General features: G+C 68.2%; 18 protein-coding genes. 8 read left to right on the top strand and 10 right to left on the bottom strand.

Annotation, left to right across the window (positions count from 1 at the left end; translation table 11 throughout):
- Window positions 1-101 precede the first annotated feature (101 nt).
- Window positions 102-521, top strand: a complete 420-nt coding sequence (locus HWX07_RS02400; protein ID WP_175875039.1) for a rhodanese-like domain-containing protein — start codon at window positions 102-104, stop codon at window positions 519-521.
- Between the two features lie 90 nt (window positions 522-611).
- A complete protein-coding gene (locus tag HWX07_RS02395; RefSeq protein WP_006480800.1) occupies window positions 612-938 on the top strand; it encodes a superinfection immunity protein in 327 nt (108 codons plus the stop codon).
- Window positions 939-953: 15 nt separating this feature from the next.
- On the opposite strand, the gene HWX07_RS02390 is transcribed toward HWX07_RS02395, so the two are convergent.
- From HWX07_RS02390 to HWX07_RS02360, 7 genes are all read right to left on the bottom strand, one after another.
- Window positions 954-2,123, bottom strand: a complete 1,170-nt coding sequence (locus tag HWX07_RS02390) for a cytochrome P450 (protein WP_175875038.1) — start codon at window positions 2,121-2,123, stop codon at window positions 954-956.
- A 101-nt stretch (window positions 2,124-2,224) separates the two neighbouring features.
- Window positions 2,225-2,491 (bottom strand): YodC family protein, encoded by a 267-nt coding sequence (locus HWX07_RS02385; protein ID WP_124700184.1) that lies wholly within the window; start codon window positions 2,489-2,491, stop codon window positions 2,225-2,227.
- A gap of 345 nt (window positions 2,492-2,836) precedes the next feature.
- Entirely contained in the window at window positions 2,837-3,697 is an 861-nt protein-coding gene (locus tag HWX07_RS02380) for an isocitrate lyase/phosphoenolpyruvate mutase family protein (protein WP_175875037.1), read from the bottom strand.
- A gap of 145 nt (window positions 3,698-3,842) precedes the next feature.
- The gene (locus HWX07_RS02375) at window positions 3,843-5,510 is read right to left on the bottom strand and encodes an ankyrin repeat domain-containing protein (protein WP_175875036.1); all 1,668 of its coding nucleotides are present in this window, start codon (window positions 5,508-5,510) and stop codon (window positions 3,843-3,845) included.
- 183 nt (window positions 5,511-5,693) lie between these two features.
- Window positions 5,694-6,119: a GNAT family N-acetyltransferase gene (locus HWX07_RS02370; RefSeq protein WP_175875035.1), complete on the bottom strand. Its 426-nt coding sequence runs from the start codon at window positions 6,117-6,119 to the stop codon at window positions 5,694-5,696.
- Window positions 6,120-6,176: 57 nt separating this feature from the next.
- The gene (locus HWX07_RS02365) at window positions 6,177-7,037 is read right to left on the bottom strand and encodes a MurR/RpiR family transcriptional regulator (protein ID WP_027812727.1); all 861 of its coding nucleotides are present in this window, start codon (window positions 7,035-7,037) and stop codon (window positions 6,177-6,179) included.
- A 55-nt stretch (window positions 7,038-7,092) separates the two neighbouring features.
- Window positions 7,093-7,446: a NirD/YgiW/YdeI family stress tolerance protein gene (locus tag HWX07_RS02360; protein WP_175875034.1), complete on the bottom strand. Its 354-nt coding sequence runs from the start codon at window positions 7,444-7,446 to the stop codon at window positions 7,093-7,095.
- Between the two features lie 234 nt (window positions 7,447-7,680).
- On the opposite strand from HWX07_RS02360, the gene HWX07_RS02355 reads away from it, so the two are divergent.
- From HWX07_RS02355 to HWX07_RS02335, 5 genes are all read left to right on the top strand, one after another.
- Window positions 7,681-8,343, top strand: a complete 663-nt coding sequence (locus HWX07_RS02355; protein ID WP_011547236.1) for a response regulator — start codon at window positions 7,681-7,683, stop codon at window positions 8,341-8,343.
- Window positions 8,340-9,716 carry an ATP-binding protein gene (locus HWX07_RS02350; protein ID WP_175875033.1) on the top strand — a complete coding sequence of 459 codons (1,377 nt, stop codon included), beginning with the start codon at window positions 8,340-8,342 and terminating at the stop codon, window positions 9,714-9,716. The genes HWX07_RS02355 and HWX07_RS02350 overlap by 4 nt, the downstream gene beginning before the upstream one ends.
- Before the next feature lie 322 nt (window positions 9,717-10,038).
- Window positions 10,039-10,485 (top strand): MarR family winged helix-turn-helix transcriptional regulator, encoded by a 447-nt coding sequence (locus tag HWX07_RS02345; protein WP_175875032.1) that lies wholly within the window; start codon window positions 10,039-10,041, stop codon window positions 10,483-10,485.
- A gap of 35 nt (window positions 10,486-10,520) precedes the next feature.
- Entirely contained in the window at window positions 10,521-10,889 is a 369-nt protein-coding gene (locus HWX07_RS02340; RefSeq protein ID WP_175875031.1) for an antibiotic biosynthesis monooxygenase family protein, read from the top strand.
- Window positions 10,890-11,512: 623 nt separating this feature from the next.
- Window positions 11,513-11,689 carry a hypothetical protein gene (locus tag HWX07_RS02335; RefSeq protein WP_175875030.1) on the top strand — a complete coding sequence of 59 codons (177 nt, stop codon included), beginning with the start codon at window positions 11,513-11,515 and terminating at the stop codon, window positions 11,687-11,689.
- A 482-nt stretch (window positions 11,690-12,171) separates the two neighbouring features.
- Here HWX07_RS02335 and blaPEN-B read toward each other — a convergent pair whose 3' ends face one another.
- Complete coding sequence (blaPEN-B, locus tag HWX07_RS02330; protein ID WP_175875029.1) at window positions 12,172-13,110, bottom strand: PEN-B family class A beta-lactamase; 939 nt, start codon at window positions 13,108-13,110, stop codon at window positions 12,172-12,174.
- Between the two features lie 136 nt (window positions 13,111-13,246).
- Between blaPEN-B and penR the strand changes: the two genes are divergently transcribed.
- The gene (penR, locus tag HWX07_RS02325) at window positions 13,247-14,137 is read left to right on the top strand and encodes a beta-lactamase transcriptional regulator PenR (protein ID WP_175875028.1); all 891 of its coding nucleotides are present in this window, start codon (window positions 13,247-13,249) and stop codon (window positions 14,135-14,137) included.
- A gap of 490 nt (window positions 14,138-14,627) precedes the next feature.
- On the opposite strand, the gene HWX07_RS02320 is transcribed toward penR, so the two are convergent.
- Window positions 14,628-14,879: a hypothetical protein gene (locus HWX07_RS02320; protein WP_174434011.1), complete on the bottom strand. Its 252-nt coding sequence runs from the start codon at window positions 14,877-14,879 to the stop codon at window positions 14,628-14,630.
- Between the two features lie 96 nt (window positions 14,880-14,975).
- Window positions 14,976-17,198: an amylo-alpha-1,6-glucosidase gene (locus tag HWX07_RS02315; RefSeq protein WP_124700173.1), complete on the bottom strand. Its 2,223-nt coding sequence runs from the start codon at window positions 17,196-17,198 to the stop codon at window positions 14,976-14,978.
- Between the last annotated feature and the right edge of the window lie 79 nt (window positions 17,199-17,277).

The raw sequence follows: 17,277 nt of genomic DNA, 5'->3' as shown, positions 1-17,277 counted from the left end.
CCGGAACTTGTCGATCGCGCCACTGCCGCGAAACGGGCCGAACCGCGATACTGCCCTTCATTGCGGCGCGTCCCGTGCCCGCTCAACCGGAGAGCCCGACCATGTCCACCGTCACCGATATCCCCGCCGCCGACAGCGCCGCCGCCCTTGCGCATTTCGAGGCCTCGCTGCGCTTCGAGACCGATTGCTGGGACGTGCACGACGCATTCGCGTCCGGCACGCCCGATTTCGTGCTGCTCGACGTGCGCGGCCCCGACCAGTTCGCCGCCGGCCACGTGCCCGGCGCGCGCAACCTGCCGCGCCGCAAGATCATCGAAAGCAAGCTCGCCGGTTATCCGGCCGATACGCTATTCGTCGTCTACTGCGCGGGGCCGCACTGCAACGGCGCCGCGCGCGCGGCGATCCAGTTGGCGCGCCTCGGCCGCCCGGTCAAGCTGATGATCGGCGGCGTGACAGGTTGGCTCGATGAAGGTTTCGCACTGAGCAACGACGTGCAGTCGGGGGACGCCGAAGCTGCCTGATCGTCACTAAAAGCGCAACAATCAATTGCCGGCACACAAACGGAAAAAGCGCGACAATCAGCCTCATTGCAGTTCGGACGGAGCAGCACCATGCATGATGCAGTCCTGATTCAAGTGGCCGGTTCAGTCGCGGCGATCGCGCTCTATTTCCTGCCGGCCGTCATTGCCGACCGGCGCGGCCGGCACGACAAGCTGACGATCGCGATGTTCAACGCGCTGTTCGCGTGGACGGGCATCGGCTGGCTGATGACGCTGTACTGGGCGTGCCAGCCGAACCCGCGCACCGACGTCGCGCAAACGATCCTGGCAAAACGCCGCGGCGTCAGCATGCGGACCTTCTCGACCGGCCTCGTCGAACGCGTGCAGCGCCGCGTCGCCGCCCAGGAGCAATGGGCGGAAAAGCAAGGCTGCCGTTAAGTCCCTCCTTCCCCTTCACCGCCTCGCGTCGAACTTCGGCATCCTGACATTGGTCGACGCGCGGTAATCCCACTTCAGTGCGTCGCGCGGCGGCAAGCCGCCCGCGCGCAACCGCGCCGCGAACGCCCCCGCCGTCACCGCCCGTGCGATCCGCTCGCCCGGACACCCGTGCGGCCCCGTGCCGAAGCCGAAATTCGGCCCCGCCGGGCGGCCGGGCATCAGCCGGTGCGGATCGCGATGCACGGCCGAATCGCGGTTCGCCGCGGCCAGCACGACGAGGATCGCGTCGCCGGCTTCGACGCTCACGCCTTCGATCGTCGTGCGTGCCGCGACGAAGCGGCGCGTGTTCTGCACCGGCGCATCGAAACGTCCGACTTCGGCGACGAATGCATCGAGCGCGGCCGCGTCCGGCACCCCGCCTGAGTCGCCCACGTCGCCGTTCCATGCCACGAGCACATTGCCGAGCCATGCGGCGGTCGCCTCGCACGTCTGCGACAACAACCCGACCAGATTCGCAACCAGCGCGCCGCTCGCGTGCCAGCCCGACGCGCGGGCCGCCTGCTGCACCTCGGCGACCAACGTGCCGTCGTGTGCACGCGACTGCGCGACACGTTCCGTCATCCGGTCGAGCAGATGCCGCGCAGCGTCGCTCGCGCGCGCCAGCGCCGCGGCATCCGACAGCGGCGACAGCGCGGCGACGAACTCGACGACGCGCGCCGCGATATCGTCGAGCTGCGTTTCGTCGAAACCGAGCAGATCGGCCACCGCGCACACGGGCACGGTCATGCACCACGCGTTCAGCGCGTCGGCATCGCCGGGCGCCGGTAACCGCCGCGCGGCGAGCACCTCGGCGCGATCGCGCAATGCATCCGTATCGATCGGCGCGAACGCCGCGCGCAATGCCTGCTTCGGCACGTCGTGTCGCGACGCGCCATCGTTCATGCGCACCAGTTCGCCGAACAGCGCGCCGGCCGTCGTGCCGCGCAGCGCGGGCGGCACCGGCGCGTCGAGCGGGCGCACGCGGCAGGCCGGATGGCCCAGCACGGCCGTCACGGCCGCCGCGCGGCTCGCGACCCACAGGCCGAGCGTGGCGTCGAACGCGAGCGGCGGCCCGTCGACGAGCGTGGCGTAATAGGGATAGGGATCGCGGTGCGTGACCGCGGCAATGGGATCGGTCGGGTTCATGCGCTCAGTATCGGCGCAGTGCGCCGCCGCATGTTTCGGGATTGCGTGAAATGTCGACGCGCGGACGCCGCGCGTCGCGGCATCGCAGCGGCCGGCCGGCGTCAGGCCGCCGATCGATAGCGGAGCGACTGCATGCGCAGCCGGACCCGCCCGGCCGAAATCGCGCGCGGCTCGGGCACCACCGTGTCGTGATGGAACATTTCCTGCCGGAACTCGCCGCTTTCGTCGAACCACTGGCAGATCAGCCAGTCGTCGTCGTCGAACACGACCGGCCCGGCATACGTGACGGTCATGCGCGGCCCGCCCGTTTTCAGCGTCACGACATCGCCCACGCGAAACCTGACGCGGTGATTTTCTCGGATCGTCATCGCTCTCTCAGCTTTTTATATATTGAATATATTGATATTCCCGGCAGCCCACTCACCGGTCATTGGAACGTGCCGCAGATTATCAATCAAAAAATCATCCGGCAACTCCCGCGCACGGAAACGCTCTGAACGAGAACCTGCAACAATGCGCGATATCGTCACGTATGACGGCCCGCCGGGCGTCATATCTGGCGCGGCTGACGCGCCGGCGGTAGCAGAACGGGCGGAAATGCGGAGAATGGACGATGATTTTCGCGCCGTCAGCGACGATTAATTCTGACGCGAAATCGGTTGATTATTGTCAATCAATGTTTCGGTGGAAACGATTCCCGATTTTATTAGGGCTCATTCGTCTGACAAAATCGGCGAATTATCCGGCGCGGCAAACCAGCGGTTGATATCGCTTCCCGGTACGGCTGCCCGGGTAAAGGTGAACGTGCCGTCGCGCCGCATCTCCGTCGCCGCGCGCAGGAACGCGCCGAGCGCGGCCCGCGCCAGCGCGCCGCCGACGCTGACGCGCTTCACGCCGAGCGCCGCCAGCTCGTCGAGGCTCAGCAACCCGCCCTGCAGGCCCATGACGACATTGACGGGCGCGCCGACCGCCCGCGTCACCGCCGCGATCTCGTCGGTATCGGTGATGCCGGGCGCGTACAGCACGTCGGCGCCGGCGTCGCGATAGGCGACGAGCCGCGCGATCGTGTCGTCGAGGTCGCGGCGGCCGTGCAGGTAGTTTTCGCAGCGGGCGGTCAGCGTGAACGGAAACGGCAGCGCGCGCGCCGCGTCGACGGCCGCCGCGATGCGCTCGACCGACGCGTCGCGCGCATAGATCGGCGTATCGGCGCGGCCCGTCGCATCCTCGATCGAGCCGCCGACCGCGCCCGCCTCGGCCGCCAGCCGGATCGTCTCGGCCACCGTGTCGGGTGCGTCGCCGAAGCCGTTCTCGAGATCGGCGCTCACCGGCAGGCCGCCCGCGGCGACGAGATCGGCGATGTGATCGAGCATCGCGTCGCGGTCGATCGCGTTGTCGGGCTGCCCTTTCGAAAACGCGTAGCCGGCACTCGTCGTGGCGAGCGCCTCGAAGCCGGCCATCGCGAGCAGTCGCGCGGTGCCGGCGTCCCACGGGTTCGGGATGATGAACGCGCCGGGGCGCGTGTGCAGCGCACGGAAAGCTTCGGCGTGGCGGGCTTGCAGGTCGGAACGGGTCATCGTGAACTCCGGGAAGGTGTCGACAGTGAGCTTACGCCGGTCGTGCACGCGACGTTTCAGCATTCGCCGAAATGTCGTCGCGCACCCCGGAAGAACGCGCGCCAAAGTCGAATGCAGGCCACCGCGCCGGGCCGCTCGCGTCAATTTATGTCGATGCGGACGCCCCGTCGTCGATGCCGAGCAACACATCGGCGACGGCCTCGGAGAACCGCATCGCGCGACCGTCGATCAGCACGCCATCCGGATTCGACGGATCGCGCACCGCGTGCGGCACGCCGTGCGCGAGCAGCACGCGCGCGCACGCTTCCCAGTCGGCATCGCCGACGCCCTCCGGTTCGTTGACGGACGCCCAGGACAGCGTACCGAGCGCGTCGCTGCCGAATCCGTGCAGCTCACGCCAGCTTGCGCCGCGCGCGAGCAGGAACGCCAGCAGTTCGGCATCGCCGCGGAACACCGCGTGATTCAGCGCGCTCGCGTCCCAGTCGCCGCCGCGCGCGGCGATCGGCCAGCCCAGCGCCACCATCACCTTCACCACCTCGCGTGAACCCCACGCGGCGGCGTCCGGCAGCAGCCGCAGCTGCTCGTCGGCCAGCGCACCGGGCAGCTCGGGATGCTTCGCCTGAATGCGCCGTGCGTCGTCGGCATCGGCGCGCGCACAGGCCGCCACGAACGCGTCTTGTGCGTCGAGCGTCTCCTCGGCTCCGGCGGCGCGCAACAGCGCCGCGACGTCGGACAACCCAGCCTGCATCGCGAGCCGGTACGCGCTGACGCCCGCGGCGGTCCGCGCCCCGGGATCGGCGCCGGCCGCCAGCAGCGCGGCGACATGGCGGGCCGGGCAACGCACGGCGATCGCGCGCAGCAGCGGCGCGCCCCACGTCTTCGTCGGCCCTTCGCCGGCCGGTTCGTTCGGGTCGCCGCCGTGCGCGAGCAGCAACTCGAGCGCGGCCGCGTCCGGTACGTCGAGAGCGCGCCGCAACGCATTCGTCCCGCCCACCCGTGCGCCGTGCTCGAGCAGCAGACGCGTGCACGCCGGATTCTCCACCGAGTGATACAACGATTCGCCATCGTTCGGATCGGCGCCGGCTTCCAGCAGCATCGCGGTCAGGGCCGGATCGCGATTGACGCCGGCGGCGCCATACAGCGCCGACAGGGGCGCCGACGCGTCGGGCTCGGCGAGCGAGGCCGGCGGATACCGGTTGCCGATCCTCTGGTTCGGATCGGCGCCCGCATCGAGCAGATGGCGGGCGCACGCACGCAACCTGGGCGCGAATTCGGGAAGCTGCCCGAGCCGCGAATGCGTGACGGCAACGAGCGGCGGCAACTTCAGCGCCCCGCCGGCGCGCGCGATCCAGCCGGGATCGGCGGCCAGCGCCGCCTTCACCGCGTCGAGATCGCCCGCCGCGCATGCGATGACCGGGTCGGCCGACACGAGATCGGGATGATCGCGCAGCAGTCGCGCGGCGACGCGCGGCCGGGCCGCGTCGAAGCCGCCGGTCACGTCGGCGCCGTAGGCGAGGTCGAGCCAGCGCCGGCTCAACAGCGAGCGCGGCTGCCGCGTGAGCGCATGCGTTTCGACGAACACGCCGAGATCGGCCCATGAAGCAAAGCCGTACTCGCGTGCGATGCAGGACTGCGCGTCGTGCAGGCGGAGCCCGAGCGCGATCGTTTCGTCATGCGTGCGATGCGCGGCGGCGGGTAGCGATGCGACGAAGCGCGCGACGGCACCGGCGTCGCCCTGCCGGTACAGGCGCAACAATGCCTTGGCCTGCTTTTTCAGATGATCGGGATGAGCGTCGGGAGGCAGCTTTTTCATGCGAATCCTTGTGCATCGATGGCCGAAGGTCCGCAATACCGCCAGCACGAAGGATGGGGAAAGACTGGATTGGCTGCGACAGGTGGGTTGAACCCTTTCCGCGGACCCGGAAGCGACCTGCATCGCTGCCCGGTATCGTAGGCGACGGCCGTCGGCATCGTCAACCGTGCCGCGCAGCGCGGCTCAGCCGGCGAGTTTCTTCGTCAGGAAGATGCGGGTGTGCCCGACCGGATAATCGGGCAGCTCGCCGAAGCGGACATAGCCGCGCTTCTCGTAGAACGGCCGCGCCTGGAAGTCGAACGTGTCGAGCCATGCGCTGTGGCAGCCGCGCGCGACGGCCTCTCGTTCGGCCAGATCCATGATGCGGGTGCCGGCGCCCTGGCCGCGCGCGGCCTCGGGCACGACGAGCAGGTCGACATGCAGCCAGCCGAACGCCGTGCCGCCCCACAAGCCGCCGACCACCGAACCGGCCGCGTCGGTCACGATCACGGCCAGCGGCCGGAAGTCGACCGGGCCGGCCTGGCTTTCGTTGAAGCGGACGAGCGGCGCGACGATCTGCTTGCGCACGTCCGCGTCGGCCGTGTCGGTCACTGCGTAGGTCAACGTCATCGGTTGCATCGAGCAGTCAATGAAAGTGGGTTCAACCAGCCGCACATCCCGCGCACGTCAAACGACGTACGCGCCCTTCGCGTGCAATTCCGCTTCGGTCCGCTCGAGCGCCGCGATCGCATCGCTGCCTTCGAGCGCCAGCAACTGCGCGACCAGCGTCTCGGCCATCGCATGCGCGGCCACCAGCGACGGAAAGAACGACGGGCTGTCGTGCGTGAAGATCAGTTGCGCGTCCGCGTGCAGCGCGATCGGCGATACCGCACTGTCGGTGATCGCGACGATCTTGCTGCCCTGCGCTTTCGCCGCCTGCGCGACGCGCGTCGCCTCGGCCGAATACGGCGCGAAGCTGACGATCACGGTCACGCTCTGCTTCGCGATCGTGCGCAGCTCCATTTCGAGCGAACCGGCGACGCCGTTGAGCAGCGACACGGTCGGACGAAACAGCCGGTAGCCGTAGACGAAACCGAACGCGACCGGATAGCACGAGCGGAACCCCGCCACATGCACATGCGATGCCTTGCGGATCAGCTTCGCGGCATCGGCGAGCGCGTGCTCGTTCTGCGCGGCGGTCGCCGACAGGTTGTGCTGCTGGGCGGCCAGCAGATCGTGCGCGAGCGACGCCTTCGCGTCGGGCCGCACGAGCGAGCGCGCGCGCTGCGTGAGCGGCTCGGGCCGCGTGCGCACGCGCGCGACGCACAGGTCGCGCAGCTCGTTCCAGCCGGGAAAGCCGAATTGCTGCGCGAGCCGCACGAGCGACGCAGGCTGCACCTGCGCGCGCTGCGCGACCTTGCGCATCGACGACGTGGCGACTTCGTCGGGATGATCGAGCAGGAAGGCGGCGCCCGCCTGGAATTGCGGGCTCAGCTCGGAAAATTGCGCCCGGATCCGGGACGCGAGTTCGTCGAAATTGGCGGCCATCTTGGTGGGAACGGGAACCGGTCGTCCATGGTATCACCGGCCCCGCGTCCACCGGTCAGCGCAGCACTTCGACGTGATCGGCGTCGACCTTCACGCGGCCCGACCATTTGCGCTCGAATTCGCCGGTCAGCTTCACTTCGTTCTTGTCGCTGACGGGCTGGCCCGCCGCCCACAGCTTGTGATCGATCTCGACTGGGATCGTGCCGGTGGCGTCGGCGAACTCGTAATCCTCGCCGCCGACGTGCTTGACGATGCGCCCCTGCAACTGCACGTGCTGGTCATCCTTGCCGTTGGCGAGCAGCTCCTTCACGGTGGTCGTGGTCAGCGCGGACGGCCCCGTGTATTGCGCGTGGACGGCGGCAGGCAGCGCGACGAGCGCAACCGCCAGGATTCTGGCCAGGTGTTTCATGATCTCGGTCCTCTTCTTCGATGTGGCGCCGCGCTCCGTTGAACGCGACGGCGCCAGATTACGGACCGTAAGATTAAGCAAACCTGAAGGGCATGCCGAAGTGACACGGTGCCGCATTGGACGAGTACGAAAACCGCGCCGCGCACCGCGCGCATTTAAGCTTGGCCTAAGACGCGTACGCTTATGATGGGAATCCCGGGCGCCACGGCGCCCCCGTTGAAGAGACACGAAGTCATGCGCGTACTGCTCGTCGAGGACGATCCGCTGATCGGCAGCGGGCTCGAACAGGGCCTCAAACAGGAAGGCTTCGCGGTCGACTGGGTGAAGGACGGCGACGCCGCGTCGCTGGCGCTGCGCGCGACCGGCTACGGGCTGCTGCTGCTCGATCTCGGGCTGCCGAACCGCGACGGTTTGTCCGTGCTCGCCGCGCTGCGCCGCCGCGACGAAAACCTGCCCGCGATCATCATCACCGCACGCGACGGCGTGCCCGACCGCATCGCCGGCCTCGACAGCGGCGCGGACGACTATCTCGTCAAGCCGTTCGAGCTCGACGAGCTGCTCGCCCGCATCCGCGCGGTCAACCGCCGCCATGCGGGCCGCGCGCAGACGACGCTCGCGATCGGCCCGCTGCGGCTCGATCCCGTCAAGCACCTCGTCTGGCTCGACGACGACGAAGTGCCGCTGTCGCCGAAGGAATTCGTACTGCTGCACGAGCTGATGCGCGAACCGGGCGCGGTGATTTCGCGCGAACAGTTCGAGGAACGGCTGTACAGCTGGGGCGAGGAAATCGAGAGCAACGCGGTGCAGGTGCATATCCACAACCTGCGCAAGAAACTCGGCCACGACATGATCCGCACGGTGCGCGGCGTCGGCTACCGGATCGGTGACGGCACGTGACGCGCATGCAACGCGCGGTCGCGCGCTGGCGCAACGCGTCGCTGCGGCGGCGCCTGCTGACGTGGTTGCTGCCGGCCGCCTGCGTGATCGGCCTGGTCGCGAGTGCCGGCACCTACTGGGGCGCGCTGCGCGAACTCGACGACCTGCTCGACGACCAGATGCGCAGCATGTCGAAACAGATCGTGGTCGGCCCGAACGGCGAGCTGTCGTTCAGCAACCACGCCAAAGGCAAGCACGGCTTCGAAGCGAGCGACCCCGATGCGGTGCTGCTGCAAGTGTGGCGCAACGGCACGCTCGTGTATTCGACCGACCGCGATTCGAAGCTGCCGGCGCCCGCGCAGCAGGGCATCGCGAGCGTCGACGTTGGCGGCCAGCCGTGGCGCACCTATGTGACCGAGCGCGGCGGCACGACGATCCGGCTCGCGCAGGCGCGGCATGCGCGCTGGGAGGCGATCGCGGGCATCGCCGTCCACCTGCTGTGGCCGGTGTTCTCGATGCTGCCGCTGCTCGCGCTCGGCCTGTGGTTCGGTATTGGCGCGGGGTTGCGGCCATTGCGGGCGATCGCGTCCGGCCTGAAACGCAGGAATGCGAACAACCTCGAGCCGGTCGACGTCGCGTCGATGCCGAACGAGGTCCGCCCGCTCGCCGAAGCGATCAACGACCTGCTCGCGCGCCTCGACCGCTCGTTCACGCTGCAGCGGCACTTCATCGCCGATGCCGCGCACGAGCTGCGCACGCCGATCATGGGGCTGTCGATCCAGTCGCAATTGCTGCGGCGCGCGGCGAGCGCCGAGGAGCGCGAGCACATCCTCGCGCAGATCCAGGCGGGCACGACGCGCCTCGGCCACCTCGCCGAACAGTTGCTGACGCTCGCGCGCCTCGAACCCGATGCGCAGGCGGCCGTCACCGCGTCGGCGCCGGTCGATCTCGCCGCGTTATGCCGCTCGGTGGTGTCGGACCGCGCGCGCGTCGCCGACGCGCACCGGATCGATCTCGGCGCGATCGTCGACGCACCCGTGATCGCCGCCGGCAATGCGGACACGCTGCGCGTGCTGCTGAACAACCTCGTCGACAACGCGATCCGCTATGCGGGCGAAGGCGCACGCGTCGACGTGTCGGCGCGCATCGACGGCACGACGCCCGTGCTCGAAGTCGCCGACGACGGCCCCGGCATCCCGGAAGCCGAACGCACCGACGTGTGGGAACGCTTCTATCGCGGCGAAGGCGCGCAGGCCGCCACGTCGTCGGGCAGCGGGCTCGGGCTATCGATCGTCAAACGGATCGCCGAACAGCATCGCGCGACCGTCGCGCTCGGCACCACGCGCGGCGGGCGCGGGCTGACCGTCACGGTGCGCTTCCCGCTGCCTGCCTGACGCGCGGGCGGCCGAAGGCTTGTCCACAGATAATGTTGGCAAGCTTGTGGACAACCTTCCATTAACGGCACCAAGCCCTTGATCGGAAAGGGTTTGTCGTGCGTGCGCGGCAAATGCGCCGGCCAGGGGCAAGCACGCACGCACGCGTCACTTCTCGTGGACGATCCGCTCGACCCAGAGATCGGTAGAGGTTTCGCAGATGTTCGCGTGCGCTTCCACGCTGCAATACCGAAGCCCCTTCGTCTGTCGACGCGCGCCCGCCAATTTGACAACTGGTTGTCCATTACGTAAAGTAGTTGTCAATTTACGAATCGAGCCGGACATGACGAAATCCGACAAGTTGACCGCCGTCGCGCTATCCGTATTCCGGTTGAACGGCCTGCTGATCGAATGGGGCAACACCTTCGCCGGGCCGCACGGCTTGACCAGCGCGCGCTGGCAGGTGCTGGGCGCGATCTCGATGGCGCCGGATGCGCCGAACATCCCGCAGATCGCCGACGCGATGGGCATCACGCGGCAGGCCGTCCTGAAACAGATCAACGTGCTGACCGACGAAGGGCTGGTGCTGTCGTTGCCCAATCCGGCGCACAAGCGCTCGCCGTTGTATGCGCTGACGCAGCGCGGCGAAGCGGCCTATCAGGCCGTGGTCGAGCAGTGGCAGCGGCATGTCCGCGACATCGCCGGCGACTTCAGCTCGACCGACCTCGACGCGGCGCTGCGCGTGCTGTCGGCGATGTCCGGCGCGCACGGCCAGGACGGCCACGCGTAGCCGCCCGCTTGCCCCCTACCTCACCAGGAGCACCCATGCCCCAGTTCAAGCCGATGGATCCGGCCTTTCCGATCCAGCAACAGATTGCGATCGACGCCGAGCCGGTCGTGCTCGTCAACGTATTCACGCTCGCGGCCGACGACGAAGCCGATTTTCTCGCCGTCTGGACGGACGACGCGGATTTCATGAAGCGGCAGCCGGGATTCATCTCGACGCAGCTTCATCGCGCGCTCGGCGACAGCCCGACCTACCTGAACTACGCGATCTGGGAATCGACGGACGCGTTTCGCGCGGCCTTCACGCATCCGGAGTTCGTCGCCAAGCTGTCGGCCTATCCGTCGTCCGCCGTCGCCAGCCCGCACCTGTTCCAGAAGGTCGGCGTGGCCGGTATCTGTACCGCGTGAGCCCGCGTGCGGAGCGTGGCAGCGTGTGGCGTCGGCCGAATCGCGCATGCGGACTTCTCCACAGAAAATGTTGGCAAGCTTGTGGATATCCTGCGCACCATAGCGCTAAACCCTTGATCCGATGGACTTTGGCACGCGTGATGCAGACGCGGCGCGAATCATGGCCATCGCGCACACCGCTTCGCCACACTTCGCATCACGACGCCACGGCGATGTGGGTTCGATGTACTCCGATGCAGTCCGATGCATGCTCGATGCGCGTCGTAACCCCCACACGCATGCCGGGCCGGCGCTGCGCCACTTACCCACAGATTGTGTTGGCAAGCTTGTGGATATCCTGCGCAAGCCTGCGCTAACCCATTGATCGGTCTACGGTTCGTGCCGCGTGCCACCATTTCGGCAGCGCGCGGTAGCGGCCTGCGCGCACGCGGACGATTCAGTGCGATCGCAGCCGGCGCCGATGCCTTGACGCCCGCGCCCGTCACCCATCAAGATCACGCAAGCCGCACGCGGCCGCGCATGGCCGGGGACGCGCGCCGGCGCCCCGGGCCGGCCGTTCCGCCGGCACCGAATAACGACATTTCAATCCGAGGAAGACCACGGAACACTTCACCGCGTGGCAATTGCTCATTTCGCTCGTGCTCGTCGCCATCGTCGTCTATCCGTACGTCCGTATCGTCCGGCGCACCGGGCATTCGGGCTGGTGGATCCTGACGATGTTCGTCCCGGTGCTGAACTTCGTCATGCTGTGGGTGTTCGCGTTCGCGCGCTGGCCCGCCGTCGGCGATCGGCAGCCCTGAGCGTTGCCATCGCGGCAGCGCGCGGGCTTGTCCACAATTTTTGTTGGCAAGCATGTGGATAGCCTGCGCATACCGCGATCAAGCACTTGATCCGAAAGACTTTGTTCGCGCTGCTTCGAAAGCGGCACACGGCCGCGCAAGCGCCGGTTGCGTGTCGCCTCGACGCGTGAAGCGCCGTCTGCCACGCCGCCTGCCATGCTTGTCCACAGATTGTGTTGGCAAGCGTGTGGATAGCCTGCGCATACCGCGGTCAAGCACTTGATCCGAAAGACTTTGTCCGCGCTGCTTCAAACGCGGCACGAGGGCGCATGTCGCGCCGGGCGCCGCTGCGCGCGGGCTTGTCCACAATTTTTGTTGGCAAGCATGTGGATATCCTGAGCATGCGCGACCTAAGTCGTTGATCGCACAACGTTTGATCGCGCGGGTCACGACCGCGGCACGGCGCGCCCGCGGCGCTCGCCACGCACACCGTGCCGCGCCGCTCAACCGAACGCCTGCGCGACGATGCGCGCGACCGACGCGATCACGTCGTCCTTCGCCCGCGCATCGGCTCGCGTCTGCGTGTAGTACACGGCCAGCACGATCGGCGCGCGCGACGTCGGCCAGATGACGCCGGCGTCGTTCGTCGTCCCGTAGTCGCCGGTACCGGTCTTGTCGCCGACCGCCCACCCGGCCGGCACGCCCGCACGAATCCGCTTGTCGCCGACCTTGTTGCCGCGCAGCCACGCGACGAGCTGCGCGCGCTGCGCGGCCGGCAATGCGTCGCCAAGCGTCAGCACGCGCAGGCTGGCGGCCATCGCGGCGGGCGTCGTCGTGTCGCGCGGGTCGCCCGGCAGCGCGGTATTCAGTTCGGTCTCCCATCGATCGAGCCGGAACGCATCGTCGCCGATCGAGCGCGCGTAGGCCGTTACCGCCGACGGGCCGCCGATCAGCTTCATCAGCAGGTTCGCGGCCGAATTGTCGCTGTACTGGATCGCGGCCTCGCACAGCGCGGCGACCGTCATGCCCGCGCCGACGTGCTTCTCCGACACCGGCGAATAGTTGACGAGGTCGGCCCTGGTATAAGTCACGCGCTGTTGCAGCAGGCCCGGCCGCTCGACGCTCTGCGCGAGCACGGCCGCGCTCAGCATCGCCTTGAACGTACTGCAGAACGGGAAACGCTCGCCCGCGCGATGCTCGATGACGCGACCGCTCGCCGTGTCGATCGCGCATACGCCGAGACGGCCGCCCGCCTCCCGCTCGAGATCGGCAAGCGTCGTCGCCGCCGCCGCGGGCGCGATGGCGTCCGCGGCAGCCGCCGCTGCCTGCGTGGCTTCGTCCGGCGCAGCGCCCTGCCGCGACGCGCACGCGGTGACGGTGAGAACGAGCGGCGCCGTCGCGGCAGCCAGCAACAGGGTTCGACGTTTCGATGAGTAGGTCATGTCGGTTGTCTCGTGGTGGAATGGCGGCGAAACGTCGTTGACGCGTTGACAACGGTCGGTCGCCGAGACAGCACTATCGAGACTTTACGGTTGCCTGACAAGCAACGATAATTGAGCGCTGACAAAAGAAATTCTTATGACTAAGCTCCGCCCTCATCTTCCGCTCAATGCGTTGCGCGCGTTCGAATCGTCGGCGCGCCACCTGAACTTCACGCGCGCCGGCCTCGAGCTGAGCGTGACCCAGGCCGCCGTCAGCCAGCAGGTGCGCTCGCTCGAGGAGCGGCTCGGCTGCACGCTCTTTACGCGGCTGCCGCGTGGTCTCGGGCTGACCGACGAGGGGCGCGCGCTGCTGCCGGTGCTGAGCGACGCGTTCAGCCGCATCGAGACGGTGCTCAAGCAGTTCGACGGCGGGCGTTTCCACGAGGTGCTGACGCTCGGCGTCGTTGGCACCTTTGCCCTAGGCTGGCTAATGCCGCGGCTGAAGCAGTTCGGCGACACGCACCCCTTCGTCGAACTGCGGCTGCGGACCAACAACAACGTCGTCGATCTCGCCGCCGAGGGCCTCGATTTCGCGATCCGCTTCGGCGTTGGCAACTGGCCGGCGACGCGCAACGAGCGGCTGCTCGATGCGCCGCTCACCGCGCTGTGCACGCCGGACATTGCACGGCGCCTCGCGCGGCCGGCCGATCTCGCGAACGAAACGCTGCTGCGCTCATATCGCACCGACGAATGGCTCGGCTGGTTCGACGCCGCGCAACTCGAACCGTGGGCCGTCAACGGGCCCGTGTTCGATTCGTCCCGGTTGATGGTCGAGGCCGCGATGCAGGGTGCGGGCGTCGCGCTCGCCCCCGCCTGCATGTTCGCGCGCGAACTGCAGCTCGGTTTGCTCGCACGACCGCTCGACATCGACGTACGCGCCGGCGGCTACTGGCTCACGTCGCTGAAATCGAAACCGCTGACGCCCGCGATGACGCTCTTTCGCGACTGGATCGTGGCGGAAGCGGCCGGCGCGGCGGCGGCCGGGTAACCCGGTCGCGCTTGTCCACAGAAAGTGTTGGCAAGGATGTGGATATCCTGGGTACCTGGCGTCTAAGCCCTTGATCGCGCACGCATTCGCGCGCCGATGCACGGCGCGGGCAGCCTTTGCGCACGGGCTTCGCGGCCCGTCGCGTTGTCGCCTGATCCTCAACCATTGCGATGCAATCAATTGAGAGTTGTCCACAGATTTTGTTGGCAAGCCTGTGGATATCCGTCAGATCAGACGCGTAACATCTTGATACACAAGGGGATTCGATCCGCGGACCTTGACCGGTCAAGGGTGTGGCACCAGAACGATGGTCGAACCGCACGCCGCGCACGCGTGGTTCACCCAGCCGAGGGACGGCCGGGTTCTCCACAGATTGTGTTGGCAAGCTTGTGGATATCCTGCGTATCGGGCGCCTAACTGATTGAGCGCACGGGATTTTGTGCTTCGTCTGCCGAATCGGGCAGCGCGTGCGCTGCCCGTGCATCAACGCTCAATGGTGGTCGAGCCCGCCGCGCAATTCGCTCGCCTTGTCGCGCAGCGCTTCGTAGCCCGAACGCGCATGCTCGGGCAGGTCGGGGTCGCCGATCAGTGCGCCGAGCGTTTCGATCAGGCTGAACAGGATGCCCTTCGCCGCGCCAACCGCGATGCTCTGCGATTCGATCGACTTGTGCAGGTGGTCGACCGCCGCTTCCAGATTCTCGAGCTTGTGCTCGCCGTCGTCGGGCCGGTTGTCGGTCGTCATCGTCTACCTCCGCCATCGTTCAAGGGTCATGTCACGATTCTATGCCGCTGCGCGCGAACGTGGCGCGACATCGCGCAACGTTCGCGCAGCCGGCCGCTACAGCACCGCGACCACCTTCACGCGGCCCGGCTGCTCCGCCGCCGCGACGACCTGTCCATCGACGCGGCGGAACGTCAGCGACACGGTTTCGTCGCCCACGCGCAGCGCGTCGATCCGCAGCCAGTCGACGCCTTCCGGCAATGCCGGGCGCTCGACGCGCACCTCGTGGCGCGACGCGTCGATGCTCACGCCGAGGCACGCCTGCAGCATCATGAACGGCGCGCCTGCCGCCCACGCCTGCGGCAGGCAGGCCACCGGATACGCGGTCGGCGGTTCGCCGCGCCGGCGCGGGAATCCGCAGAACAACTCCGGCAGGCGCATCTCGAAACTCACCGCCGCCTCGAACAGCGCGCGCAGCAGATTCACCGCGGCCGTCTTGTCGCCGTAGCGCGCCAGGCCGCGCGCGATCAGCGCATTGTCGTGCGGCCACACCGAGCCGTTGTGGTACGCCATCGGGTTGAAGCGCGGCTGGCCGGCCGCGAGCGTGCGGATGCCCCAGCCCGTCTGGAACAGCGCGGAGCCGAGCACGCCGGCGACCGCCGCGCCGCGCTCGGCGTCGGGCAGCCCGAATGCGAGCAGGTGGCCCGCATTCGACGCGAACACGCGGCACAGCTCGCCATGACCGTCGAGCGCGATCCCGTAGAAGTCGCCTTCCGGCATCCAGAACAGCGCGTCGACCTGGTCACGCAGCGTCTTCGCGCGCAATGCATAGCGTGTCGCGTCGGCCGCATGACCGCGCCGGTGCGAGCATGCCGACATCGCGTCGAGCGCCGCGCATGCATAGGCCTGCACTTCGACGAGCGCGATCGGGCCATCCGGGAAACGGCCATCCGCATGGAACACCGAATCGTGGCTGTCCTTCCAGCCCTGGTTCGCGAGGCCGCGCTCCGACGTGCGCTGGTAATCGAGCAGTCCGTACGGATTGCGGTCGCACTTGTCGATCACCCATTGCGCGGCGCGCTCGAGCGCGGGCCACAGCTCGTCGATCAGCGCATCGTCGCCGGTGCGTTCGACATAGGCGCCCGCGAGCACGATGAACAGCGGAGTCGTATCGACGCCGCCGTAGTACAGGGCGAACGGCACCTCGCCTGTCGCGGCCATCTCGCTGCGGCGGAACTCGTGCATGATCTTGCCGGGCTCCGCGTCGCGAAACGCGGAGGTCTCGCGCGCCTGGTGCTCGGCGAGAAAACGCAGCACGCCGCGCGCGAGCGATGGCTGCAGCCACAACATCTGCAGCGACGTGATGATCGCGTCGCGGCCAAACGGCGTCGAGAACCACGGAATGCCCGCATACGGGTACGGCCCCGTGTCGAGTTGCGTCGTGAGCAGCCCGAGATCCGCGAGCGAACGATCGAGCCACGCGTCGAACAGCGGATTGCCGGTGTTCACGCGCGCCATCGACTCGCGCCGCGCCCGCATCTCGCGATGCACACCGACGAGCGCGGTGCGCAACGCGACGCGGCCGCAACCGGGCCCTTCGGCCTGCGCGGGCCCGAGCGTCGCGTCGACGGTCAGGTAGATCGACACGCACGCCTGCGCGGCGATCGTCAGCGTGTAGTCGGCACGATCGACCGACAGCGCATCCGGCGCCGGCGAGAAATGCACGGTCACGTTGCGCTCGACGCCGTCGAGGCCGTCGTAGCGCAGCCGCACCGCACCCGCATCGACGCGCGGCGCGCCCACCGTGCCGCGCTTCGGCCGCTGCGTGCCACGCACCTCGAACATGTCCTTGAAATCGGCCGCGAACGACAGCGACAGCGGCACCTCGGCTTCGCTCGCGCCGTAGTTCGTGAGCGTCAGCGCTTCGTACAGCACGTCGCCCGCGAGCACGCGCAGCCGCTCGATGTGGATCACGCCCTCGGGCGTCTCGTGGCCGCCGAGCGGCGGCAGCGGGCGGTTCGTCAGGTGCGCGGTGAACGACGCGTTGTCGGCGCTCGTCGCGCCCGACAGCAGCGACGGCGCGCGGCCGCCGAACGTCAGGCGCCATTTCGACAGCACGCGCATGTCGTCGACGAACAGGCCGTCGTCATGCCCGCCGATGTCGCCGAGCGCGTCGCTGACCACGAACGCGTCGCCGGATTTCAGCACGTACTGGTTGTTGCGCGCGAGAACCTGCGGATCGGCTTCGGGCGCGATGAAAGCGGGACCCGACGCGGGGGTCGGGGGAACCGGCGCGACTTGCGGCGCCTGCGTCGTCGTGGCTTCGGCGTGATTCGGCATCGATGCTCCTGTGTCGAGGCGCAACGCGCGGCGCGCGTCGCGTGTTTCGCACAGGATAGGCCAGAACGGCGAACGTGCG

Source organism: Burkholderia sp. BCC0097 (assembly GCF_902832985.1).
Classification (GTDB): domain Bacteria; phylum Pseudomonadota; class Gammaproteobacteria; order Burkholderiales; family Burkholderiaceae; genus Burkholderia; species Burkholderia orbicola.
Note: the sequence above shows the minus strand (reverse complement) of the source record. Positions and strands in the feature narration are given on the sequence as shown.

Coding starts and splice junctions, on each gene's coding strand:
- HWX07_RS02385 (WP_124700184.1), bottom strand. CDS start 2,491: ATGACGATCCGAGAAAATCACCGCGTCAGGTTTCGCGTGGGCGATGTC.
- HWX07_RS02395 (WP_006480800.1), top strand. CDS start 612: ATGCATGATGCAGTCCTGATTCAAGTGGCCGGTTCAGTCGCGGCGATC.
- HWX07_RS02365 (WP_027812727.1), bottom strand. CDS start 7,037: ATGGCCGCCAATTTCGACGAACTCGCGTCCCGGATCCGGGCGCAATTT.
- HWX07_RS02375 (WP_175875036.1), bottom strand. CDS start 5,510: ATGAAAAAGCTGCCTCCCGACGCTCATCCCGATCATCTGAAAAAGCAG.
- HWX07_RS02315 (WP_124700173.1), bottom strand. CDS start 17,198: ATGCCGAATCACGCCGAAGCCACGACGACGCAGGCGCCGCAAGTCGCG.
- penR (WP_175875028.1), top strand. CDS start 13,247: ATGACTAAGCTCCGCCCTCATCTTCCGCTCAATGCGTTGCGCGCGTTC.
- HWX07_RS02345 (WP_175875032.1), top strand. CDS start 10,039: ATGACGAAATCCGACAAGTTGACCGCCGTCGCGCTATCCGTATTCCGG.
- HWX07_RS02355 (WP_011547236.1), top strand. CDS start 7,681: ATGCGCGTACTGCTCGTCGAGGACGATCCGCTGATCGGCAGCGGGCTC.
- HWX07_RS02340 (WP_175875031.1), top strand. CDS start 10,521: ATGCCCCAGTTCAAGCCGATGGATCCGGCCTTTCCGATCCAGCAACAG.
- HWX07_RS02400 (WP_175875039.1), top strand. CDS start 102: ATGTCCACCGTCACCGATATCCCCGCCGCCGACAGCGCCGCCGCCCTT.
- HWX07_RS02360 (WP_175875034.1), bottom strand. CDS start 7,446: ATGAAACACCTGGCCAGAATCCTGGCGGTTGCGCTCGTCGCGCTGCCT.
- HWX07_RS02320 (WP_174434011.1), bottom strand. CDS start 14,879: ATGACGACCGACAACCGGCCCGACGACGGCGAGCACAAGCTCGAGAAT.
- HWX07_RS02380 (WP_175875037.1), bottom strand. CDS start 3,697: ATGACCCGTTCCGACCTGCAAGCCCGCCACGCCGAAGCTTTCCGTGCG.
- blaPEN-B (WP_175875029.1), bottom strand. CDS start 13,110: ATGACCTACTCATCGAAACGTCGAACCCTGTTGCTGGCTGCCGCGACG.
- HWX07_RS02390 (WP_175875038.1), bottom strand. CDS start 2,123: ATGAACCCGACCGATCCCATTGCCGCGGTCACGCACCGCGATCCCTAT.
- HWX07_RS02370 (WP_175875035.1), bottom strand. CDS start 6,119: ATGACGTTGACCTACGCAGTGACCGACACGGCCGACGCGGACGTGCGC.